We start from the raw sequence: 22,961 nt of genomic DNA on the forward strand, positions 1-22,961 counted from the left end.
TGCACAAGTCGTGTTTACACACCTCCTTCCCAAGCTGGGTCATACATATAAACGACTTTTCATTTCTCATTATCTCTTTTAAGTTGTTTTGCTATGCATATGCACTCCAGACGGGTGGCCAATAATGAGCAATCTCACTTCCGAACAATTTGTCAGCGCGGTACAACCCACCCTTCCCGGCCAGCCTGAATATCCCGGCGTTTGGTCAGCAGACCAGCTTCAGTGCGCAACAATTAAAGCCCATATTGATGCTTTCCAGCAGTGGCTGGGGCAGGTTTTCGATGCGGGTATCTCGGCTGAACAGCTGATTGAGGCGCGTACGGAATTTATCGATCAGCTTCTGCAACGCTTATGGCTCGAGTACGGCTTTGGCGACGTTCCCGATACTGCGCTGGTGGCGGTTGGCGGATATGGTCGCGGCGAACTGCATCCGCTGTCGGATATTGATTTGCTGATCCTCAGCCGGCGTAAACTGTCGGACGAGCAGGCGCAGAAGATTGGCGAGTTGCTCACCCTGCTTTGGGACGTGAAGCTGGAAGTGGGACACAGCGTACGCACGCTGGATGAGTGTTTACAGGAAGGGCTGTCGGATCTCACCGTTGCGACCAACCTGATTGAGTCTCGCCTGCTGGTGGGCGACGTTGCGCTGTTTCTTGAGCTGCAAAAACATATCTTCAGCGACAGCTTCTGGCCGTCGGAAACCTTTTTCCCGGCGAAAGTGACTGAACAACACGAGCGCCATCAGCGTTACCACGGAACCAGCTACAATCTGGAGCCGGACATTAAAAGCAGCCCCGGCGGGCTGCGCGATATCCACACGCTGCAGTGGGTCGCCCGGCGTCACTTTGGTGCGACATCGCTGGATGAAATGGTCGGCTTTGGCTTTCTTACCGTCGCCGAGCGCAACGAACTCAATGAGTGTCTGCATCTGCTGTGGCGTATTCGCTTTGCGCTGCATCTGGAAGTGAACCGCTACGATAATCGCCTGCTGTTCGACCGTCAGTTGAGCGTGGCGCAGCGTTTGAACTATGTCGGCGAAGGCAATGAGCCTGTCGAACATATGATGAAGGATTTCTTTCGCGTCACCCGCCGCGTTACGGAGCTCAATCAAATGCTGCTCCAGCTGTTTGATGAAGCGATCCTGGCACTAACCACCGATGAAAAACCGCGCCCGATTGATGATGAATTTCAGCTGCGCGGCTCGCTTATTGATCTGCGCGACGAAACGCTGTTTATCCGCGAGCCGCAGGCGATTTTGCGCATGTTTTATATGATGGTGCGTAACAGCGCTATCACCGGTATCTATTCAACGACGCTGCGCCACCTGCGCCACGCCCGCCGTCATTTGACGCAGCCCTTATGCTATAACGCCGAGGCGCGCGCCCTGTTCCTCAGCATGCTGCGCCATCCCGGTGCCGTCAGCCGCGGTCTGCTGCCAATGCATCGCCACAGCGTGCTGTGGGCCTATATGCCGCAGTGGTCGCATATTGTTGGACAGATGCAATTCGATCTCTTTCACGCCTATACCGTGGATGAACACACCATTCGCGTACTGTTAAAGCTTGAGAGTTTTGCCAAAGAGGAGACGCGTAATAAGCATCCGTTATGCGTGGAGCTGTGGCCACGTTTAAACCACCCGGAACTGATCCTGATTGCGGCGCTGTTCCATGATATCGCTAAAGGGCGCGGCGGCGATCACTCGGTCCTCGGCGCGCAGGATGTGCTGAAATTCGCCGAATTACACGGCCTTAACTCTCGTGAAACACAGCTGGTTGCCTGGCTGGTGCGTCATCACCTGTTAATGTCGGTGACCGCCCAGCGCCGTGATATTCAGGATCCGGAAGTCATCAAACAGTTTGCCGAAGAGGTGCAGACGGAAAACCGCCTGCGCTTCCTGGTCTGCCTGACGGTGGCTGATATTTGCGCCACCAATGAAACCTTGTGGAACAGCTGGAAACAGAGCCTGCTGCGTGAACTCTATTTCGCCACCGAGAAACAGCTGCGCCGCGGGATGCAAAACACGCCGGATATGCGCGAACGTGTGCGCCATCATCAGCTTCAAGCGCTGGCATTGCTGCGCATGGATAATATTGATGAAGAGCAGCTGCATCAGATTTGGGCGCGCTGTCGCGCGAACTACTTTGTTCGCCACAGCCCAAATCAGCTTGCCTGGCATGCGCGTCACCTGCTGCAACACGATCTGAGTAAGCCGATGATTCTGCTCAGCCCACAGGCGACGCGCGGCGGCACGGAGATTTTTATCTGGAGCCCGGATCGGCCGTATCTGTTTGCGGCGGTTTGCGCCGAGCTTGACCGGCGCAATCTGAGCGTTCATGACGCGCAAATTTTTACCACCCGCGATGGCATGGCAATGGATACCTTTATCGTGCTGGAGCCGGACGGCAGCCCGCTTTCTGCCGATCGCCATGAGGCCATTTGCTTTGGGCTGAAACAGGCCATCACGCAGCACAGCTGGCAGCCGCCGCAACCGCGTCGCCAGGCGGCAAAATTGCGCCACTTTACCGTTGAGACCGAAGTCAATTTCCTGCCGACCCATACCGATCGAAAATCGTTTTTGGAATTGATTGCCCTTGACCAGCCAGGGCTGCTTGCGCGCGTCGGTCAGGTGTTTGCCGACCTTGGAATTTCCCTGCACGGGGCGAGAATTACCACTATCGGCGAGCGAGTAGAAGATTTATTTATAATCGCGACCGCCGACCGGCGCGGCCTTAATAATGCGCTGCAAAAGGAGGTGCAACAACGGTTGACAGAGGCCCTCAATCCAAACGATAAAGGGTGATTATTTTTTTACATAGATGGAAAGAGTAAACAATGCAGCAGTTACAGAACGTTATTGAATCCGCTTTCGAGCGTCGTGCAGAAATAACCCCAGCAAATGTCGATACCGTTACCCGTGAAGCGGTAAATCAGGTTATTGCTCTGCTTGATGCCGGCGCGCTTCGTGTCGCAGAAAAAATCGAGGGTCAGTGGGTAACCCACCAGTGGCTAAAAAAAGCGGTTTTGCTCTCCTTTCGCATTAACGATAACCAGGTTATCGACGGTGCGGAAAGCCGCTACTTCGATAAAGTGCCGATGAAATTCGCCGACTACGACGAAGCGCGTTTTCAGAAAGAAGGCTTTCGCGTGGTGCCGCCTGCTGCGGTGCGTCAGGGTGCGTTTATTGCCCGTAATACCGTATTGATGCCTTCTTACGTCAATATTGGTGCCTACGTTGATGAAGGCACCATGGTTGATACCTGGGCGACCGTCGGCTCTTGCGCGCAGATCGGTAAAAACGTGCACCTCTCCGGCGGCGTCGGTATTGGCGGCGTTCTGGAACCACTGCAGGCAAACCCGACTATTATTGAAGATAACTGCTTTATCGGCGCACGTTCTGAAGTAGTAGAAGGTGTTATCGTTGAAGAAGGCTCTGTTATTTCGATGGGTGTCTATATCGGCCAGAGCACCCGTATTTACGATCGTGAAACAGGCGAAGTGCATTATGGCCGCGTACCGGCGGGATCTGTCGTTGTCTCCGGCAACCTGCCGTCGAAAGACGGTAAATACAGCCTGTACTGTGCGGTGATTGTGAAAAAAGTGGATGCGAAAACCCGTGGCAAAGTGGGCATTAACGAACTGCTGCGCACCATCGACTAAGGGGTTCCCTCTCCCGCTTTGGGAGAGGGTGATATAGCGCGCCTTTTTAACAATCATAGCTGGCTAAAAAATATTTTTTCGTTAATTATTCATAGGTTATGTTGAGCTTAAGGGTACCGCTATGTACGATAATCTGAAAAGTTTAGGCATTACCAATCCTGATGAAATCGATCGTTATAGCCTCCGCCAGGAAGCAAACAACGATATTCTGAAAATCTATTTTCATAAGGATCGAGGCGAGTTTTTTGCCAAAAGCGTTAAATTCAAATACCCACGCCAGCGTAAAACTGTCGTCGCCGATGGCGTCGGTCAGGGTTACAAAGAGGTGCAGGAAATCAGTCCAAACCTGCGCTATGTGATTGATGAATTAGATCAGATTTGCCAGCGCGATCGCACCGAAGTGGATCTGAAACGTAAGATCCTTGACGATCTGCGTCACCTGGAAAGCGTGGTCACGAATAAGATCAACGAAATCGAGTCCGATCTGGAAAAGCTGACCCGCGGGAAGTAAATTCCCTGTAGTAGATAACCTCATGCCGGGTTAACTACCCGGCATATTTTTCGTTAATGCTGTTCATCCAGCTGCAGCGCCACATACAGCAGTAATCTGTCGTCGAAATTCCCCAAATCCAGCCCCGTCAGTTCCGAGATGCGATTCAGGCGATATTCCAGGGTATTGCGGTGAATAAACAGCGCCTTCGATGTCGCCAGCGGCTGCACATTATGACGAAACCAGGCCGCCAGCGTGCGCCGCAACAGACCGTTGTTATCCATCGCTTTTAGCCGGGTGAGCGGACGCGCCAGTTCGTTGGCCTGCCAGCCGCCTCGCAGGCTATCAAGCAGCACCGGCAACATTAAATCCTGATAAAAATAGCTGCGGCTTTCCGGCATTCGCTGTTTTCCCACCATCATCGTGGTGCGTGCCGTACGGTACGAACGGGCGATGCTGCCGGGGCCGGAGAAGTAGTTACCCAGCGCGACACGAAAACGCAATTGACCATTCTCTTTCATCCGGCCGATCAGCTGCTCCACACGCTTACGGTGATCTTCAGCATCCCAGCGGCCAAACTGATTGAAAGCCGGTTTGAGCACCACCATTTCTGTCAGGGAAACAATGGCAATCAGGTTATTGCGCTCCGGTGTGGTAAGAGCATTTTGCAGCTGCTGCAGTTCCGCCATCGCGCTATCGACGCCCAACTGACCGCTGTCCACTTCCACCACCGCTACCACGCGCGGCTGGTTTAAATCGATACCTAAACGCTGCGCCCACTCGGTCAACGCCGGGGTATGTTCCTCTGCCTGGATCAGGTTCATCACCAGCTCTTCACGCAGACGGCTGTCCTGCGCCAGAAGATGCATCAGGCGCGATTGCTCCAGCATCATTTCGGCGGTCATACAGACGAGTTCACCATATTTGCGCAGCGTTTCCGGTTCTCCCGTCAGGCCAATGACGCCTACGATTTCCCCTTCGAGACGCAGCGGCAGGTTGATGCCCTGACGTACGCCATGGAGATGGCGGGCAACGGCATCATCAATATCAACCACGCGCCCCTGGGAGAGCACCAGCAGCGCGCCTTCGTGCAATTCCCCAATTCGTTCGCGATCGCCGCTACCGATAATGCGACCCCGTGCATCCATCACGTTAATGTTCGTATCAATGATGCGCATCGTGCGCGCCACGATATCCTGTGCCATTTTGGTATCAAGATGCCAGCCAGCCATTTACCCCTCCCCTGTGCAGAGCCAAAGCATATGGCAATATATTTTCGCGTGCACTGTGCAGATGCACAAAGGAAAGGTGATAAGTATGGAGTTGTGGAAGGACTCACAAAATAGAGAGTTCCTCTTCCCCACGAACGGGGAAGAGGATTAATGCATGTTACTGCATCAGCAGATAGATAGAGGTGTCACCACGTTGGATATTCAGCGCCAGCACGGAAGGTTTGCTGTCGAGGATTTTGCGCAACTCGGCGATATTTTTCACCGGCTGCTGGTTCGCGCCGACAATCACATCACCTTTTTTCAGGCCAATCTGCGCTGCCGGGGTATTCGCTTTTACCGCGTTAACCACCACGCCGCCATCTTTGCCTTTATTGCTCATCTCGGCACCTTCAATACCGCTGAAGATGGTGCTCGACTCAACCTGATTCTGGCTGCTCTGCTGCAGCTCAAGGGTGATATTGACCGGTTTACCGTCGCGCAGCAGGCCGAGCTCAATCTTACTGCCGATCGGCATTGAGCCTACCTGCGCACGCAGCGCGGCAAAGCTGCTAATCGGTTTGCCGTTCAACGAGGTGATAACATCCCCCGCTTTGACACCGGCTTTCGCGGCGGCGGAATTTGGCATTACCTGGCTGACAAACGCCCCGCGCTGCGCATCGACCTTCATCGCTTTCGCCAGCTCAGAGTTCAGTTCGGTCCCCATAATGCCCAGCTCACCGCGGCGAACCTGGCCGTACTCAACCATCTGTCCGGTGAGGTTTTTCACCATGTTGCTCGGAATAGCAAAACCGATACCGATGTTGCCGCCATCCGGCGCAAGGATGGCGGTGTTGATACCGATCAGCTCACCGTTCAGATTGACCAGCGCGCCGCCGGAGTTACCCCGGTTGATCGCCGCATCGGTCTGAATAAAGTTTTCATAGTTTTCCGCGTTCAGGCCGCTGCGGCCCAGCGCGGAGACAATCCCGGAAGTGACGGTTTCACCCAGCCCAAACGGGTTACCGATTGCCACGGTGTAATCCCCCACGCGCAGCGCGTCGGAATCCGCCAGTTTAATCGCCGTCAGGTTTTTCGGATCCTGAATCTGCACCAGCGCAATATCGGAACGCGGATCTTTACCCACGACTTTGGCGTCAAATTTACGCCCGTCGCTCAGCTGTACTTTAATGGTGGTGGCGTTATCCACTACGTGGTTGTTGGTAACGACATAACCTTTTGTCGCATCAATGATAACGCCGGAGCCCAGCGCCATAAATTTCTGCTGCTGGCTATCGCCCTGGCCACCCGGCGCGCCGCCGCCCTGGCAGAAGGGCGAGCTCTGGAACGGCGATCCGTCCTGGCAGAACGGTGAATTGTCGCCAAAGAACTGCTGGAAGTTGCGCGGCATACGCGGCGTGTTGACGGTGGTGCTACCTTCAACGTTGATACTGACTACCGACGGCATCACTTTTTCCAGCATCGGCGCGAGGCTCGGCATTTGTTGCGATGGGGTAGCTGAAGATGCCGTTTCCGCCGCCAAAGCCGGCAGAGGAGACAGCGCTAAACTTAAACTCAAAGCCAGTGCACTCATTGCAAATGTGGTTTTTTTCATGTCTCTCTTTCTCTTTACCGATTAACACAAACTGCTGTGTACGTGACACTCAGAGTCGATTTATAGCCTTAAGTTCAGGTATTAAGCGTCTGGAAAAAGTAAAAAAATATTGTCGCTCTTTACAAATCTCGCGGGTTATTCCACCGCCATCAAACGACGATATTCATCCCATGAATATAAATCCGTCATACCGCTGATATAGTCCTGAATTAATCGACAACGGTGATAATACTCCAGCACCGGGTACTCCACTGCGGCGGGGGATAATTTACTCACCGCCTCGATATAGGCGAGCCGATGGCGCGTTGAAAGCTTTTGAAACAACCGCGATTCAATCGGAAAACGCCGCAGGCGATCTTTTTCCACCAGCTCGCTGAAATCCGCCGTTGACAACTGTAACAGCGGGCGATAAATATCCAGCAATCCACTGATGACGCGATAGCCCTGTAATTCAAGCTGTTCGACCTCAGGGTGGCTGAACACCTGTTTTATGGCGACATTTTTATATAATTCAAGTAGCTGACTAAAACCGCTATCGTCTTCTAATAACGCGTGATTGAATTCGCCGCTGAAAATCTTCGGTAGGTTGTCAATAAAACGCTGCGCCGCATAGGGCACCAGTTTATTGAGCGTATTGACGCGCAGATACATGAAAAATTGATCTTCCGCGCTACGGCTCAGGGAATTAGCGCGCGATTTCTCCCAGGCATTTTCGACCACTTGCGAAAATAGCGATCCCTTTTCATGGTTGCCCCAGGCGTCATAAAGATGCTGATAGAGCTGCTCGACGCTGAAAATACGCTTTTCAACCGCATCTTCTAAGTCAGCCACGCAATATGAAATATCGTCCGCGGCTTCCATTATCCACGTCAGGGGAAAGCGGCTGTAAATATCGAGGTCTAACTCTTTACGTAACCGTTCGACATAGGCCTCTTCAGAAAAAAAGAACCCTGGTTTTTTCATTAAATAACTGTGCGTGGCGGGCGGCTCACCAATCCACCACGCCGGACGCGTATATTTTAAGATACACCCCACCTGCGCCCAGGTAAGGTTCATGCGCATTAAGGTATGCACCAGACGAATGCCCTGCGCGTTACCTTCAAAATGGCTTAAATCATGGCGCACTTTCCGGCGCAACGCATTGAGTGTCTCTTCGCCTTCACGCAGGCGCAAAGAGACCACTTCACAACGATCGTCCGTCAGAGGTTGGCTTACGGCGTCGTCCGGTGCCAGCCGCTGGCGGAACCAGTCATTGATCGCCGCCTCGCCAAAATGTCCGAACGGCGGATTGCCTATATCGTGCATCAGGCAGGCCATCTCCACGATGCTCTCAAACGGCCCCGTCAGCTCATCCAGACCGTAGGTTTCCAGCAGGCGCTGCTCTTTCAGGCGGCTTAAAATCTCTTTGGCGATATAGCGCCCCACCTGCTGAACTTCCAGCGAGTGCGTGAGCCGTGTGCGCACCGCCGCGTTACGTTCCAGCGGGAATACCTGAGTTTTTTGCTGCAAACGCCGAATAGCGGGAGAGTTGATAATGCGACCACGATCGCTTTCAAAGATGCGCAGAATTTCACGCTCTGTTTTAACACCCTGCGGCGAACGGTAGCGGCGGTGCCAGTTTATCTTGTTGCGAAAGTCGATCTCTGCCATTTCCTCTCCTGTGCGTAGCGTCACGGGATATCATGCAATTGTGTATGCCATGATAGACTATGCCCTGAAAACGTATTTCTGTTCTATCACATTAGCGAGTATCTCCATGAAAATTGGCATTATTGGTGCAATGGAAGAAGAAGTTACGCTGCTGCGTGACAAAATCGACAACCGTCAAACCCTGAATATCGGCGGGAGCGAAATCTACACCGGTACGCTAAATGGTACAGAGGTTGCGCTGTTAAAATCCGGCATTGGTAAAGTGGCCGCCGCGATGGGCGCAACGCTGCTGCTGATGCATTGCCAGCCGGATGTGATTATCAATACCGGCTCTGCAGGCGGGCTGGCATCGACGCTGAAAGTGGGTGATATCGTGGTCTCCGACGAAGCGCGTTATCACGATGCTGATGTCACGGCGTTTGGTTATGAGCTGGGTCAGTTGCCCGGTTGCCCGGCGGGGTTCAAAGCGGACGACAAGCTGATTGCTGCGACCGAAGCCTGTATTAATGAATTGAATCTGCATGCGGTACGCGGCCTGATTGTCAGCGGCGATGCCTTTATTAACGGTGCCGAAGGTCTGGCGAAAATCCGTCAAAACTTCCCGCAGGCTATCGCCGTCGAGATGGAAGCGACCGCCATCGCGCATGTTTGCCATAACTTTGGCGTTCCATTCGTGGTGGTGCGTGCTATTTCCGACGTGGCGGATCAGCAATCCCATCTGAGCTTTGACGAGTTCCTGGTAGTGGCGGCGAAGCAGTCCAGCCTGATGGTTGAAACGCTGCTACAGAAATTGACGCGTGGCTAAGTCGTTTATCAGGGTATTCACCGCCCTGCTTATTGTTATCCCGGCGTGGCTGGTTGCCGCGCCGCGTGTTATTTCCCTTTCGCCTGCCAATACCGAACTGCTGTTTGCGGCGGGTATCACGCCCGTCGCCGTTAGCAGTTATTCCGATTATCCACCGCAGGCGGCAAAGATTGAGCAAGTGGCCAGTTGGCAAGGGATAAACCTGGAACGCATTATTGCGCTGAAGCCCGATCTGGTGCTGGCGTGGCGCGGCGGCAACACCGAGCGCCAGGTTAATCAGCTTAAGCAGTTTGGTATTACCGTCATCTGGGTGGATGCGATAACCATTGAGCAGGTCATCGACACGTTACGCCAGCTCAAACCCTATAGCCCGCAGCCCCAGCAGGCGGAACAGGCGGCGCAAACGCTGCTTGAACAGTATCAGATGCTGAAAACCCGCTACGCCAGCCAGCCCAAAAAGCGCGTGTTCTTGCAATTTGGCGCGCAGCCGCTGTTTACCAGCGGTAAAGGCTCGATTCAAAACCAGGTGCTGGAGCTGTGCGGCGGGGAAAATATCTTTGCCGGAAGCCACGTGCCCTGGCCGCAGGTGAGCCGCGAACAGGTGCTGGCACGCCAGCCGCAGGCGATTGTGGTGGCGGGCGATGGGAAAGAAATTTCGGAAATTGAACAATTCTGGGGAAAACAGCTAAAAGTACCGATTATTTCTCTGCACGATGACTGGTTTGAACGCGCAAGCCCGCGTATTATCCTCGCCGCTCAACAACTCTGCACTGCCCTTGCGCAGGTGAAATAACCGGGGAACTCACCATGCTGGTTTACTGGCTGGATATTATCGGCACCGCCGTGTTTGCTATATCAGGCGTACTGCTGGCGGGAAAATTGCGAATGGATCCGTTTGGCGTGCTGGTACTCGGCGTGGTGACCGCCGTCGGCGGCGGAACTATTCGTGATATGGCGCTGGATCACGGCCCGGTATTTTGGGTTAAAGATCCCACGGATTTAGTGGTGGCGATGGTGACCTGCATGTTGACGATCCTGCTGGTGCGCCAGCCGCGTCGGATGCCGAAATGGGTCCTGCCGGTGCTGGATGCCGTCGGTCTGGCGGTTTTTGTCGGCATTGGCGTCAACAAAGCGTTTCTCGCCGAAACCGGCCCGCTGGTGGCGATTTGCATGGGTGTTGTCACCGGCGTGGGCGGCGGGATTATTCGCGATGTACTGGCGCGCGAAGTGCCGATGATCCTGCGTACGGAAATCTATGCCACCGCCTGTATTGCCGGCGGGATCGTTCACGCCACGGCGTACCACTTCTTTGCCGTACCGCTGGAAAACGCCAGTATGCTGGGGATGGTGGTGACGCTCGTTATCAGACTGGCAGCCATTCGCTGGCACCTGAAACTGCCCACCTTTGCGCTGGATGAAACCGGGAACCGCTAGAGGGTGCGCAATTGAGCCAGAGATAAGCTCTGGCTCAACGGCGATTAAATGCTGAACGAAGAACCGCAGCCGCAGGTGCTGGTCGCATTCGGGTTAGTGACCACAAAACGGGAACCTTCCAGACCTTCGGTGTAGTCGACCGAACCGCCAACCAGGTATTGCAGGCTCATGGGATCAACCACCAGGCCAACGCCCTGCTTCTCAATGGTCATATCGCCTTCGTTGATTTGATCGTCAAAGGTGAAACCATACTGGAAGCCGCTGCAACCACCGCCGGTGATGTAGACACGCAGCTTCAGATTTGGGTTATCTTCATCCGCAATCAGGTTTTTTACTTTGCTGGCTGCTGCGTCGGTAAACTGCAGCGGCAACGCTACGTCATCACTCATCTCTTACTCCCGTTGATACTGCGATCTGGGCAAATATTGACCCGACCTATTGAGCTATTATCCAATACCCGACCAAATCGTTCAAGTATTCTCCCGCGCGACTGCGCTGTCGCGAGCCGCATCCTGCCTGGCAAGTGTACGTGCCAGAATCGCGGAGTAGAGCGGTTTGCCGCCCAAAAACTGCGCTAATAGTGTCGCACCAAGACAGGTAATGATCATTGGCAAAATAAGCTGATAATTGTCAGTCATTTCCAGAACTAGCACAATACCGGTCAGCGGCGCGCGCAGTGAAGCGGCCAGTAACGCGCCCATTCCAGCGATGGCGAAGGTGCCGGCATCAAGCTGATAATGTGGGAAAATTACCATGCTGGCGCTGCCAAACGCCATGCCGAGCACAGTACCGAGCGCCAGCATCGGCGCGAAAATACCGCCCGGCGCGCCGGAGCTAAAACAGAGTAAGGTTGTGGCGACGCGAATAAGAAATATCAGCAGCAGTGCGCCAACGGTATAATTTCCCGCCGTCGCAATCGGGATAAGGGCAAAGCCGCCGCCGGAAACCGCAGGCGCAATCAAACCCAGCACGCCGCAGCAGCCACCGATAAGCCCGCCCACCAGCACCCATTTTCCGGTGTGCCCGCCGTGAATACGGGCAAAAAAATCCTGGGTGCGCAGCACCAGCGTATTAAACAGCGGCCCAATCACACCAAAAATCATCCCCAGCAGCAGATAAAGCCACAGGGTATTGACCGGCGCATTGCTGAGTTTACCGACGTCGATTACCGCCGCTTCACCGTTAAAGAGGCGAAACACAATGCTCGACATAATTACGCCGGTAAAGACTGCTTTAATCGAGATCAGGTTGTAGTGAAACTGCGAACGCATCTCTTCAATGATGAACAAAATGCCCGCCAGCGGTGCGTTAAAGGCGGCGGAAAGCCCTGCCGCCGCCCCGGTAGCCAGTAACGTATGCCGCGCTTCACCGCTGCGCAGGCGAAAGAGATCGCTCATCATGCGCCCGATATTGCCGCCAATCTGCACGGTGGGCCCTTCCCGCCCCAGCACCATTCCTGCGCCCAGCGTCCCCATCCCGCCCAAAAACTTAACCGGTAAGACGCGCCACCAGCGCACGGGACGCAGTTCCTCCAGCGCGCCTTCAATTTCCGGGATCCCGGATCCGCCTGCTTCGGGAGCAAAGCGCCGTACGAGGAAGTAGCCTACCATTGCCAGCAGCGCCGAGCCGGCAAAGGCCAGCGGCCAGACCAGCCAGCTTCCCGCCATCTGCGCCAGCGCGCCGATACGCGCGTTCAACACCGCATTAACGGCTTTTTCAAACAGCACGCCGACCAGTCCCGTGAGCGCGCCCGCTACGGCTGCGACCAGTAAGATCGCCAGCGGTGTTTTGTCGCGTTGCAGCATCTGGCGAAGAATATTGCGGCGTCGCCGTTGTTCAACCTGCTGTTGTTCGAATGAGGGAGTTTGTACTGGCATAGGTATTCGACAGGTAATACAAAAGAGGCATTTTACCCAGCAAAGCCCGCCGCGTCGCGAGTAAAATCCCTGCAAAATGTGTCGTTTCGCCGGGCAAGACTTTTATAACTTTCCTTTAATCACATAGAATGACCGGCAAAGATTTTTCCACCAACCAGGAATGAAAGCATGAGCAAGTCTGAAAACCTCTATAACGCAGCGCGTGAGCTGATCCCGGGCGGTGTTAACTCACCGGTACGCGCCTTTACCGGCGTTGGCGGTACGCCGCTGTTTATCGAGCGTGCTGACGGTGCTTATTTATATGATGCCGATGGCAAAGCCTATATCGATTACGTGGGCTCCTGGGGGCCGATGGTGCTCGGTCATAACCATCCGGCTATTCGCAACGCGGTGATTGAAGCCGCCAGCCGCGGCCTGAGCTTTGGTGCGCCAACGGAGATGGAAGTCAAAATGGCCCGGTTGGTTACCGAGCTGGTGCCGACGATGGATATGGTCCGCATGGTCAACTCCGGTACCGAAGCAACAATGAGCGCCATTCGTCTGGCGCGCGGCTTTACCGGTCGCGATAAGATCATCAAGTTCGAAGGTTGCTACCACGGCCACGCAGATTGTCTGCTGGTGAAAGCCGGTTCCGGTGCGCTGACTCTCGGCCAGCCCAATTCACCGGGCGTGCCGGCGGATTTCGCTAAACATACCCTGACCTGTACCTATAACGATCTTAGCTCCGTGCGCGAAGCCTTTGAGCAGTATCCGAGTGATATCGCCTGCATTATCGTTGAGCCAGTAGCGGGGAATATGAACTGCGTGCCGCCGCTGCCGGAATTTCTGCCGGGCCTGCGCGCGCTGTGCGATGAGTTCGGCGCGCTGTTGATTATTGATGAAGTGATGACCGGTTTTCGCGTCGCGCTGGCGGGTGCGCAGTCTTATTACGGTGTCGAACCGGATCTGACCTGCCTGGGTAAAATTATCGGTGGCGGCATGCCGGTCGGCGCGTTTGGCGGACGCCGTGATGTGATGGACGCGCTGGCCCCTACCGGCCCGGTTTACCAGGCGGGTACGCTCTCCGGTAACCCGATTGCGATGGCGGCGGGTTACGCCTGCTTAACGGAAGTCGCCCAGCCGGGCATTCACACTACCCTTACCGAGCTGACCACCCAACTGGCGAACGGCCTGCTGGATGCCGCGCAGGAAGCAGGTATTCCGTTAGTGGTGAACCATGTCGGTGGGATGTTTGGTCTGTTCTTTACCGATGCCGACAGCGTGACAAGCTATCAGGATGTGGTGAAGTGCGATGTCGAGCGCTTTAAGCGCTTCTTCCACCTGATGCTGGAAGAGGGTGTCTATCTTGCGCCGTCGGCGTTTGAAGCGGGCTTTATGTCTGTGGCCCACAGCCCGGAGGATATCAATAACACCATTGATGCCGCCCGCCGCGCGTTTGCCCAACTCTAAAGCCTGTAGCCTCTCCCCGCCGGGAGAGGCTTTTTACCGGCTCTGCTTCCTTAGCAAATAGATAAAGTACGGCGCGCCGATAAAGGTCGACAGCAGCCCCGCCGGGATCTGGAATGGAAACATCACCATTCGCCCACACCAGTCGGCAAAGACCAGCAGCAATCCCCCCGCCAGTGCCGAAATCACCATATGCGGCATGGTGCGACGAAAGCCCATCATCCGCGCGATATGCGGTGCCATCAGGCCAACAAAGCTGAGCGGACCAATCGTCATGGTCGCCGTTGCCGTGAGCGCCGCCGCCAGCAGCAGCAGCCCGACGCGCGACGGCATTAACGCTATCCCCACGGAACGCGCCGTATCGCCGCCGAGAGGTAAGATCATCAGCCAGCGACGACACAGCGGCGTCAGCGCCAGTAAAATCACCATCATTATGCCGGTACGCAGAACCTGTTCGCCTGACGCGTTATAGGTACTACCGGAGATCCACGTCAAAATCGTCGCCATACGCGGATCGCCGCTCGCCTGCAGCATCATCAGCAGCATGGTAAACGCGGTACTGAGCGCCATCCCCGCCAGCAGCATGCGGTGCGGCGAAAAGCCCCCCCGCCCGGCAGCAACCATAATAATTAACAGCGTTACCGCAGCGCCCAAACTCCCGGCGGGCATCAGCCAGCCAAAGGCGTTGCCCGGCACGAAGAACAGCATCAGCACGACGCCAAACGCGGCTCCAGAACTAATACCTAACACTTCGGGGCTGGCCATCGGGTTGCCGGTCAGACGCTGAATAATGCACCCCGCCACCGCCAGCATCACGCCTGCGGTAAGAGCCGCCACGATGCGCGGCCAGCGCCACGGCATCAGCTCTTCCAGCAGCGGGCCTGTAGCCCAATGCCAGCCGGTTGCATCACGACCGAAGGTCAGCGCGACCCACATTCCTAACAGCAGCAGCGCTAAACCCGCCAGCGCAAACCCCAGCACATGCTGGCGCTCGGCGGCCAGTTTGTCGCCGGCATCCATCGCCGGTGCGCTCATACTGCGCAGACGCGGCAGCAGCCACAGCAGCAGCGGTGCGCCAATCAGCGCAGTGATAGAACCGGTGGAGACTTCCATCCATACGCGGCTTAGCCACCAAACAACTTGATCTGAGAGCCAAAGAATCAGTGCGCCAATCACTGGTGCCAACAGCAAGCGCGACAATAAGCGCCGCGCGCCGAGCATCTTCGCCAGCAGGGGCGCAAACAGGCCGATAAAACCAATAATGCCGACGGCGTTGACCAGTAAGGCGCTTAATGCAATTGCCAGCGTCAGAGCCGCCAGCCGCGCCAGCGACAGCGCGAGACCAAGATTACGCGCGACGCCATCATCCAGCCCCATCAGGGTTAACGGACGCAGCAACAACAGCGTCAGCACCGCGCCGCCCAGCAGCTGTGGCCACAGGCGCTGCACAATGCTCCAGTCCGTTTGCGTCAGCGTTCCGGTGCTCCACAAAAACATGCTTTGCAGTTGATCATGATGAAACAGCACCAGCAGTTGGTTGATCGCCCCGCAATAGAGGCTAACCACCAGACCGGCAAGGATCAGTGTGACGGGCGATAAGCGTTTGCCCCACGCCACGCCAAACACCAGCGCGCCCACCGCGCAGGCACCGGCAAGTGCGGCAAACTGCGCAGCCATAACGCCGGGGATCGCCCACAGCGTGGTAATGGTGATACCCAGCTGCGCGCCGGTCGCCACGCCTAACGTTGTGGGTTCGGCCAATGGGTTTCGTAACACCTGTTGAAACAGCACGCCAACCAGACCCAGCCCGGCCCCCACCAGCAAGGAGATCGCCAGACGCGGCAGCAGGCTGTAGTGAAACAGCATTTGATCGATAAGGTTGATATCCGGCGCATACACCGCCTGCGCCCACTGCGCACGCGGCAGGGCAAGGGTTAAATTGGTCCAGCTCAGCCAGGCGGCGGCCATAAACAACACCGCCAGCAGCAATGCCGGGAAAGGTAATATGCGTCGGCTCATGCCCGGCCTCCCAGCGCACTATCGAGTACGCGGGTGAAATGCATCGCCGACAGCGTCGCGCCATAGAACCAGACGGCAGGCACGCGCTGAAAACGACCGGCGCGCACAAACGGCATCGCCTGCCACAGCGGTGTCGCCATCAATTTCTGCATCTCCAGTTCGTTACCGTGATCGAAGCAGATAACATCCACATCTTTGTATTCCGCCAGCCGGTCGATACCCACCGCCACGCTGCCCCAGAAGGTGGTTTCCCCGTGCCAGGCGTTGCGGATCCCGACTTCATCAAGCACTTCCTGGAACAGGCAGTTCGGCCCAAACGCCAGAACATGGCGCTGATCCAGCACCGTTATCATCAGTAACGGACGTTCGCCACGCCGCGCAAAATGGGGTTTTCTTTCGGCAAGCAGTGCATCAAAGTCGTCGAGATGTTTTTTGGCCGCCGCCTCCAGATTGAGGATTTGCGCCATCTCCATTAATGAACGTTTCGCCATGGTCAGCGGCTTTTTACCGTCACTAAAGGTGAAGCCGCGGCCCGGCGCGATTTTTGCCAGCTTCTCTTCTGCCGGGCCATAGCCCGCCGACCACACCATCCACGACGGTTTCATCTGCGTCAGCAGTTCGAGGTTCGGTTCGGTTCGCAGACCTACATCAATTACCGATGCGGGCAATGAAGGCTCGTTAACCCACAGGTTGTAATTGTGCACATCAGCGACGCCATAAGGCATTACGCCGAGCGCCAGCAGCAGTTCTACCGGCAGCCACTCCAGCGCCACGATACGCGCGGGGTCGATGGCAGCCGCTTTCGCACTGCGCATGTTCCACATTACGGGTGAAAGCGCCATCGCCATCAGCAGACGTCGACGGCTAAGAGAGAGTAATTCAGCCATCAGTAAACAAAACTCACCGGGGCTGCCCCGCCAGGGTGCGGCAGGATGCCCATAGGGATACCGTAAATCTGTTCCAGCGTCCCGGCGCGCATGATGGCCTCCGGCGCGCCTTCAGCGATCATTTCCCCGCCGCGCAGCGCCACCAGATAGTCGCAATAGCGCGCCGCCATATTGATATCGTGCAGCACGGCGATTACCGTCAGGCCGCGCTGCTGGCTTAAACGGTGCACCAGCGCCAGCACATCCACCTGATGGGCGATATCGAGCGCCGAGGTTGGCTCATCCAGCAGCAGACAGCGGCTATCCTGCGCTACCAGCATCGCGATCCACGCGCGTTGGCGTTCGCCACCGGAGAGACTATCCACCAGCCGGTGCGCCAGCGGTTTAAGTCCCACCAGTGCAATGGCCTCTTCTACCTTCTCTCTATCGGCAATGCCAAAACGCCCTAACGCCCCGTGCCACGGGTAACGGCCAATCGCCACCAGTTCACGTACCGTCATCCCTTCCGCCTGCGGTAACTGTTGCGGCAGGTAGGCCACTTTGCGGGCGAAGGCTTTGCTGTTCCAGCTGTCCAGCGGTTGCCCGTCCAGCAGGATATCGCCGTCGGTTGGCGGCTGGTGGCGGCCAAGCATTTTCAAAAGCGTGGATTTACCGGAGCCGTTATGACCAATCAGGCCGGTGACTTTGCCCAGCGGAAAGGTCAGCGAAAGCGGATGCAGCAGCGTGCGGCCAGGCACGCGAAAGGTGACATCGCTCAGCTGAAAGGTAGTATCGGGAAGCGCTTTGTTTTCCTGCATGATCGCCAACTTATAAGCGGGCACAGCGAACCGTGCCCGAAGAGAGATTAGAAGCGGAAGGTTGCGGTCGCCACCACCTGGCGCTCTGCGCCCCAGAAGCAGCCGTAGGTGTTAAAGCAGCTTGCAACGTACTCACGATCAAGCAGGTTATTAACATGCACCGCCACGTTCGAACCGGCCATGCCGAAGCGAGCCAGATCGTAACGAACCAGCGCATCAACCACCGTGTAGCTGCCTACCTTAAAGGAGTTAGCCGGATCGCCGTAGCTGGAGCCGCTAAAGCGTGCACCGGTGCCCAACGTCAGGCCAGAGAGCGCACCATCATAGAAGGTGTAATCACCCCACAGAGATGCCATATGTTTTGGCACCTGGGCCGGGGTGTTGCCTTTATAAGTGGTATCAGTGGTGTATTCAGCCTGAGTATAAGTGTAAGAACCGACCATATTCAGGTTGGCTGACAACGCCGCTTTCGCTTCAATCTCAACGCCGCGCGCGCGGATCTCGCCCCCTTCAACCGACCAGATCGATCCATTTGGATCGGCCATCAGGTTGTTGCTCTTGGTGAGCTGATAAAGCGCGCCGGTCAGGACAATTGGCTGGTCTTTCGGGCTGTATTTCACGCCGGTTTCGTATTGCTTACCTTTGGACGGCGTAAAAATAGCGCCGCTCGCGCCGGTGGTCGAAGCCGGTTCAAAGGATTCACTGTAGCTGAAGTAAGGAGTAACGCCGTTGTCAAACAGGTAGTTAACGCCACCGCGCCAGGTAAACTGCTTATCGTCACGTTGCGAGGTCACATTGGTGGTACGGTTAAACGCACTCTGTTTAGCCCAATCATAACGGCCGCCCAGCGTGACCAGCACCTTATCCCATTGCGCCTGATCCTGTGCGTACAGGCCCGTTTGCTGCTGGCGATTGAGGATTTGATAGGCACCGGACGGTGTGGAATGCGCGCTGAAATCAAAATCGTTGCGGTCGAGATTGTAGATATCAGACGGTGCGACAGCACCGGCATAGCCGAACCACGAGTTAATGTCGTTACGCATCCGCATGTAATCAACGCCGGTCAGCAGGATATGATCCACCGCGCCGGTAGAGAACGCGCTTTGCAGCTGCGTATCGACGGAGAAGTTCTGCAGCTTCTCATGATCGATAACGTACTGACGCGTCAGATAATGGCCCCATTCGGATTGCGCAATATTTTTACATGGACTGGTTGATGGGCTGTTCGCGTAGAGCTTATCGGAACACATGCCGTAGCCATAAGTACTGTTATGCGCTGTTTTATTCTCGGCATAACGCAGATTCTGACGCACGGTAAAGGTATCGTCGAACGCGTGTTCGAAGCTGTAACCCACCATTTTCTGATTACGTGAATAGGTGTTGTTTTTCGAGCCTTCGTTGAAATCTGTCGGCAGACGATTGCCGTTTGGCAGCGGCTCAACGGTGCCCTCTTTCGGCAACCAGCCGTAATAGCCGGTATCCGGCTCGTTCTGGAAGTAGGACAAGAAGGTGAAATTGGTCTTGTCATCAGGACGCCAGCTAAAGGACGGCGCAATCGTGTATCGCTGCTCTTTAATCCCCTGCTGCTGTGCGTTAGCGGAACGCGCAAGCCCGGTTAAGCGATAAGAGAATACGCCGTTATCGTCCAGCGCATCGCTAAAATCAAAGCCGGTCTGGAAAAGATTATCCGTGCCTGCTTTAAACTGTACTTCATACAGAGGCGTGGTCGTCGGGCGCTTGCTGACCATATTCAACAGGCCGCCAGGACTGCTTTTGCCGTATAAAACGGAGGTTGGGCCGCGCAGAATTTCTGCACGCTCAACCATATAAGGATCGATTACCGCGTCGTTATAGAAGTTGCCCTGCATCTTCAAACCGTCGAGGTAGTTGTTCTGCGTCTGCCCATCGGCGGCAAAACCACGAATAATCAGGTAATCATAGGTATTGGATGCGCCACGCGTACCGACCGCAACGCCCGGCGTGTAGCTCAGGGCTTCTTTAACGGATTTCGGCTGGTGGAGCGCTATCTCTTCGCTGGTCACCACGGAGATAGATTGCGGTGTTTTCTCCAGCGGCATATCGGTTTTCGTCGCCGTTGCCGTGTGCTTCGCGGCAATCGTAGCCGCCGGTCCCCAGGCGCTTTCCTGCGGTGCAGCGCTGGTGGTGACGGTAATAGTTTCTTCTTTTTGGGTGGTTGCAGCCTGTGCGTAAACAGACATGCCGCTAACCGCTGTGGCTACTACAACCGCGATTTTACGCAGCGTAGTGTTAACTGGCTGAGCAGTGTTAGGACGCGCCATGGATTTTTCTCTAATCAAATAAGTGAACGATAACGTAAACGAGAATTATTATTATGACCGCAGCATAATATGCGAAGCGTTGTGCGCATAGCAAGCAGTAAGCAGCCGGAAAAGCGATAAGGGATGAAGAAGTAACCAGCGTATTTGCAGGGAGTTACGAGGGAATTAAACCAGCGTTATTGGCATGTTTAACAACGGTGAAAAAACCCCGATGTTGCCATCGGGGTTGCTGCTTTTATTACGGATTAGGATTAATTGCCACCAAACATATCTTTAATCCAGCCCGCTACGCCATCGCTTTTCTGCTCCTTCTGCGGCGGCTGTTGAGGCTGCTGCTGCGGTTGCTGCTCTGGCTGAGATTGATCAAACGGGTTGCCGGTTTGCGGCGGCTGCTGGGTTTGCTGGCACAGAGAATCCGGGTTGGTGGTCCACACCGGCAGCTGGCGCACGCCACCGCCGCCGCAGACAAAGTTGCCCATCTCATCGACGCCCATAGTATTAATATCTTCCGGCGGCGTCAGGTTCAGCGGGTTCGGCGACTGGTTATCCAGATAGCGCTGGTAAATCGCCATCGCACCGCTGGCACCATACAGTTTGGTCGGCTGGTTATTATCACGACCCACCCAGGTAATGGTCACTTCACGCCCGTCGATACCGGCAAACCAGGTATCAACGTTATTGTTGGTGGTACCGGTTTTGCCTGCCAGATGCAGCCCCGGATACTTCGCACCCAGCTGGCGGCCCGTTCCGCGCTGGACAACCTGCTGCATCGTCCATAGCGTCATATAGGCTGCCTGAGCGGGAACGGCGCGTTCCGCCTGCGGGAAGCTCTGATAGAGCACCGTACCATCTTCCGCAATCACCGAACGCAGCGCGGAGAGCGGTGCGCGGTTACCGCCGCTGGCGATAGTCTGGAAAGCCTGCGCCACTTCAATAGGCGTCAGGTTCAGCGCACCGAGCAGCATCGACGGCATACCCGTCAGCTGATCTTTCGGCGCGCCGAGTTTTTCCCAGGTATCCGTCACCGCCGGTAAACCTACCGCCATACCGAGGTTCACCGTCGGTACGTTCATTGAGCGGGTCAACGCATCTACCATCATCACCTGACCACTGAAGCGACGGTCATCGTTCTGCGGCGCCCACACCTGGCCATTGGACAAGCGCAGTGAGATCGGCGCATCGGCAATCCAGGTATTCAGGCGATAGATATTCGGTTGGCTTAGCGCCGTGAGATAGGTCGCCGGTTTCGCCAGCGAACCAATCGAGCGCCGCGCCTGCATCGCACGGTTATAGCCCGCGAACTGCGGCGTTGCCCCGCCGACCATGGCGCGCACTTCGCCGGTAAAGCGGTCAACGACCACCATCGCCGTTTCAAGGTCCGTCAGTTTACGCTGCTTGATCAGCAGCGGAATGCCTTCGACGGCGGCTTTCTCAGCGGCATCCTGCGCCACGGAGTCAAAGGTGGTGAAGATCTTCACGCCGGAGAGATCTTTAACTTTATCCCCCAGCTTCGCCTGTAGCTCCTGGCGCACCATCTGCATAAACGCCGGTTGCGGTGAAATCACCCCCCCGCGCGGCTGCACGCCCAGCGGACGGGCGCTCAGCATGTCGTAAATTTCCTGGTCGATCACGTTCTGCTGCTGCAGCAGACGCAGCACCAGGTTACGACGTTCCAGCGCCAGTTTCGGGTTACGCCACGGGTTATAGATAGACGCACCTTTCACCATCCCCACCAGCAACGCCTGCTGATCGAGGCTCAGCTCTTCAACCGGGCGGCCAAAGTAGTAGAGGCTCGCCAGCGGGAAGCCGCGGATCTCGTTATCGCCACTCTGACCGAGATAGACCTCGTTCATATACAGCTCAAGAATGCGATCCTTGCTGTAGCGGGCATCCATAATTAGCGCCATATAGGCTTCGTTGGCTTTACGCCAGTAGGAGCGCTCGCTGCTGAGGAACAGGTTTTTCACTAACTGCTGCGTTAGCGTACTCGCCCCCTGCACCGTACGCCCGGCGGTCAGGTTCGCCAGCACCGCACGACCAATGGAGTAGAAACTGATGCCGTCGTGTTCGTAAAAGTGACGGTCTTCGGTTGCCAGCAGGGTATCGACCAGCAGATCCGGGAAGCCGTTACGCGGCACGAACAGGCGCTGTTCGCCATTCGGCGAAGAGAGCATGGTGATGAGACGCGGATCGAGACGGAAGAAGCCGAACTGGCGGTTGCTGTCCATGTTTTCGATGGTTTCCAGACGATTGTCGTCAAAGGTCAGACGCGCGCGCACCTGCCCTTCTTTACTGTCCGGGAAATCAAAAGGACGGCGGATCATCTCGATGCTTTTCGCCTGCACGGTAAACTCGCCGGGACGGGTCATCTTCGTCACCTGGCGGTATTGCGTGGCTTCCAGCAGCTTCACCATCTCATTTTTGCTGATGGCCATATCCGGTTCGAGGTTGACCATCCGGCCATACACCGCGGCGGGCAGCTGCCAAACTTTACCGTCGATACGGGCGCGGATTTTTTGATCCAGATAAACGCCATAAATAGCGCATAGCACGGCCAGAATGATGGCAATTTTTACTAATAGCCAGAACCAGCCGCGTTTGCCGCGTGGCTTCTTGCCTTTGCCTCTCCCTTTTTTCGGCATCGGTTCCTCATCTTCATCGTCATACTCGTCGTACTCTTCTTCCTCGAGTCGACGTCGGCTGATTTTCTCTTTCGCCGGACGCGCAGGTTTCCCCTTGCGTCCAATTGGCTCGCGGTCATTCCCCGCCATGCTTT

The 22,961-nt window shown here is 55.8% G+C and carries 17 protein-coding genes; 7 read left to right on the forward strand and 10 right to left on the reverse strand.

The annotated features are described in order from the left end of the window. The first annotated feature begins 124 nt into the window (after nt 1–124). From glnD to RW65_RS14025, 3 genes are all read left to right on the forward strand, one after another. Nucleotides 125–2,800, forward strand: coding sequence for a bifunctional uridylyltransferase/uridylyl-removing protein GlnD (glnD, locus tag RW65_RS14015; RefSeq protein ID WP_039057389.1), 2,676 nt, complete (start codon nt 125–127; stop codon nt 2,798–2,800). Nucleotides 2,801–2,832: 32 nt separating this feature from the next. Further along, complete coding sequence (gene dapD, locus RW65_RS14020) at nt 2,833–3,657, forward strand: 2,3,4,5-tetrahydropyridine-2,6-dicarboxylate N-succinyltransferase (RefSeq protein ID WP_039057390.1); 825 nt, start codon at nt 2,833–2,835, stop codon at nt 3,655–3,657. 121 nt (nt 3,658–3,778) lie between these two features. Further along, nucleotides 3,779–4,168: a DUF3461 family protein gene (locus RW65_RS14025; protein ID WP_039057391.1), complete on the forward strand. Its 390-nt coding sequence runs from the start codon at nt 3,779–3,781 to the stop codon at nt 4,166–4,168. 53 nt (nt 4,169–4,221) lie between these two features. On the opposite strand, the gene cdaR is transcribed toward RW65_RS14025, so the two are convergent. The 3 genes from cdaR to dgt form a co-directional block, all read right to left on the reverse strand. Then, on the reverse strand, nt 4,222–5,379 hold the full coding sequence (cdaR, locus tag RW65_RS14030) for a DNA-binding transcriptional regulator CdaR (protein WP_039057392.1): 1,158 nt from the start codon (nt 5,377–5,379) through the stop codon (nt 4,222–4,224). Nucleotides 5,380–5,536: 157 nt separating this feature from the next. Continuing rightward, nucleotides 5,537–6,970 (reverse strand): serine endoprotease DegP, encoded by a 1,434-nt coding sequence (gene degP, locus RW65_RS14035; RefSeq protein ID WP_039057393.1) that lies wholly within the window; start codon nt 6,968–6,970, stop codon nt 5,537–5,539. Nucleotides 6,971–7,105: 135 nt separating this feature from the next. Then, nucleotides 7,106–8,620 (reverse strand): dGTPase, encoded by a 1,515-nt coding sequence (gene dgt / locus RW65_RS14040; protein WP_039057394.1) that lies wholly within the window; start codon nt 8,618–8,620, stop codon nt 7,106–7,108. A 106-nt stretch (nt 8,621–8,726) separates the two neighbouring features. Here dgt and mtnN point away from each other — a divergent pair, with 106 nt between their 5' ends. From mtnN to RW65_RS14055, 3 genes are read left to right on the forward strand one after another with little or no spacing between them, the layout of a single operon-like run. Then, complete coding sequence (mtnN, locus tag RW65_RS14045) at nt 8,727–9,425, forward strand: 5'-methylthioadenosine/S-adenosylhomocysteine nucleosidase (RefSeq protein WP_039057395.1); 699 nt, start codon at nt 8,727–8,729, stop codon at nt 9,423–9,425. Next, the gene (gene btuF, locus RW65_RS14050) at nt 9,418–10,218 is read left to right on the forward strand and encodes a vitamin B12 ABC transporter substrate-binding protein BtuF (RefSeq protein ID WP_039057396.1); all 801 of its coding nucleotides are present in this window, start codon (nt 9,418–9,420) and stop codon (nt 10,216–10,218) included. Before mtnN ends, btuF begins: the two co-directional genes overlap by 8 nt. Nucleotides 10,219–10,232: 14 nt before the next feature. Then, a complete protein-coding gene (locus RW65_RS14055; RefSeq protein ID WP_039057397.1) occupies nt 10,233–10,859 on the forward strand; it encodes a TRIC cation channel family protein in 627 nt (208 codons plus the stop codon). A gap of 44 nt (nt 10,860–10,903) precedes the next feature. Here RW65_RS14055 and erpA read toward each other — a convergent pair whose 3' ends face one another. Next, nucleotides 10,904–11,248, reverse strand: a complete 345-nt coding sequence (gene erpA, locus RW65_RS14060; RefSeq protein WP_039057398.1) for an iron-sulfur cluster insertion protein ErpA — start codon at nt 11,246–11,248, stop codon at nt 10,904–10,906. A gap of 81 nt (nt 11,249–11,329) precedes the next feature. Then, nucleotides 11,330–12,736, reverse strand: coding sequence for a H(+)/Cl(-) exchange transporter ClcA (clcA, locus tag RW65_RS14065; protein ID WP_039057399.1), 1,407 nt, complete (start codon nt 12,734–12,736; stop codon nt 11,330–11,332). A 168-nt stretch (nt 12,737–12,904) separates the two neighbouring features. On the opposite strand from clcA, the gene hemL reads away from it, so the two are divergent. Next, nucleotides 12,905–14,185, forward strand: coding sequence for a glutamate-1-semialdehyde 2,1-aminomutase (gene hemL / locus RW65_RS14070; RefSeq protein ID WP_039057400.1), 1,281 nt, complete (start codon nt 12,905–12,907; stop codon nt 14,183–14,185). Nucleotides 14,186–14,218: 33 nt separating this feature from the next. Here hemL and fhuB read toward each other — a convergent pair whose 3' ends face one another. The 5 genes from fhuB to mrcB form a co-directional block, all read right to left on the reverse strand. Next, nucleotides 14,219–16,201, reverse strand: coding sequence for a Fe(3+)-hydroxamate ABC transporter permease FhuB (fhuB, locus tag RW65_RS14075; RefSeq protein WP_039057401.1), 1,983 nt, complete (start codon nt 16,199–16,201; stop codon nt 14,219–14,221). Continuing rightward, on the reverse strand, nt 16,198–17,088 hold the full coding sequence (gene fhuD, locus RW65_RS14080; RefSeq protein WP_039057402.1) for a Fe(3+)-hydroxamate ABC transporter substrate-binding protein FhuD: 891 nt from the start codon (nt 17,086–17,088) through the stop codon (nt 16,198–16,200). The genes fhuB and fhuD overlap by 4 nt, the downstream gene beginning before the upstream one ends. Then, on the reverse strand, nt 17,088–17,885 hold the full coding sequence (fhuC, locus tag RW65_RS14085; protein ID WP_039057403.1) for a Fe3+-hydroxamate ABC transporter ATP-binding protein FhuC: 798 nt from the start codon (nt 17,883–17,885) through the stop codon (nt 17,088–17,090). Before fhuC ends, fhuD begins: the two co-directional genes overlap by 1 nt. 47 nt (nt 17,886–17,932) lie before the next feature. Beyond that, a complete protein-coding gene (fhuA, locus tag RW65_RS14090; RefSeq protein WP_039057404.1) occupies nt 17,933–20,185 on the reverse strand; it encodes a ferrichrome porin FhuA in 2,253 nt (750 codons plus the stop codon). A gap of 251 nt (nt 20,186–20,436) precedes the next feature. After that, nucleotides 20,437–22,956, reverse strand: a complete 2,520-nt coding sequence (gene mrcB, locus RW65_RS14095; protein ID WP_039057405.1) for a bifunctional glycosyl transferase/transpeptidase — start codon at nt 22,954–22,956, stop codon at nt 20,437–20,439. Between the last annotated feature and the right edge of the window lie 5 nt (nt 22,957–22,961).

It is taken from the genome of Enterobacter sp. Bisph1 (assembly GCF_000814905.1).
GTDB lineage: Bacteria > Pseudomonadota > Gammaproteobacteria > Enterobacterales > Enterobacteriaceae > Kosakonia.

Coding starts and splice junctions, on each gene's coding strand:
- fhuD (WP_039057402.1), bottom strand. CDS start 17,088: ATGGCTGAATTACTCTCTCTTAGCCGTCGACGTCTGCTGATGGCGATG.
- fhuB (WP_039057401.1), bottom strand. CDS start 16,201: ATGAGCCGACGCATATTACCTTTCCCGGCATTGCTGCTGGCGGTGTTG.
- glnD (WP_039057389.1), top strand. CDS start 125: ATGAGCAATCTCACTTCCGAACAATTTGTCAGCGCGGTACAACCCACC.
- hemL (WP_039057400.1), top strand. CDS start 12,905: ATGAGCAAGTCTGAAAACCTCTATAACGCAGCGCGTGAGCTGATCCCG.
- fhuA (WP_039057404.1), bottom strand. CDS start 20,185: ATGGCGCGTCCTAACACTGCTCAGCCAGTTAACACTACGCTGCGTAAA.
- fhuC (WP_039057403.1), bottom strand. CDS start 17,885: ATGCAGGAAAACAAAGCGCTTCCCGATACTACCTTTCAGCTGAGCGAT.
- RW65_RS14055 (WP_039057397.1), top strand. CDS start 10,233: ATGCTGGTTTACTGGCTGGATATTATCGGCACCGCCGTGTTTGCTATA.
- RW65_RS14025 (WP_039057391.1), top strand. CDS start 3,779: ATGTACGATAATCTGAAAAGTTTAGGCATTACCAATCCTGATGAAATC.
- degP (WP_039057393.1), bottom strand. CDS start 6,970: ATGAAAAAAACCACATTTGCAATGAGTGCACTGGCTTTGAGTTTAAGT.
- erpA (WP_039057398.1), bottom strand. CDS start 11,248: ATGAGTGATGACGTAGCGTTGCCGCTGCAGTTTACCGACGCAGCAGCC.
- dgt (WP_039057394.1), bottom strand. CDS start 8,620: ATGGCAGAGATCGACTTTCGCAACAAGATAAACTGGCACCGCCGCTAC.
- mrcB (WP_039057405.1), bottom strand. CDS start 22,956: ATGGCGGGGAATGACCGCGAGCCAATTGGACGCAAGGGGAAACCTGCG.
- cdaR (WP_039057392.1), bottom strand. CDS start 5,379: ATGGCTGGCTGGCATCTTGATACCAAAATGGCACAGGATATCGTGGCG.
- mtnN (WP_039057395.1), top strand. CDS start 8,727: ATGAAAATTGGCATTATTGGTGCAATGGAAGAAGAAGTTACGCTGCTG.
- dapD (WP_039057390.1), top strand. CDS start 2,833: ATGCAGCAGTTACAGAACGTTATTGAATCCGCTTTCGAGCGTCGTGCA.
- clcA (WP_039057399.1), bottom strand. CDS start 12,736: ATGCCAGTACAAACTCCCTCATTCGAACAACAGCAGGTTGAACAACGG.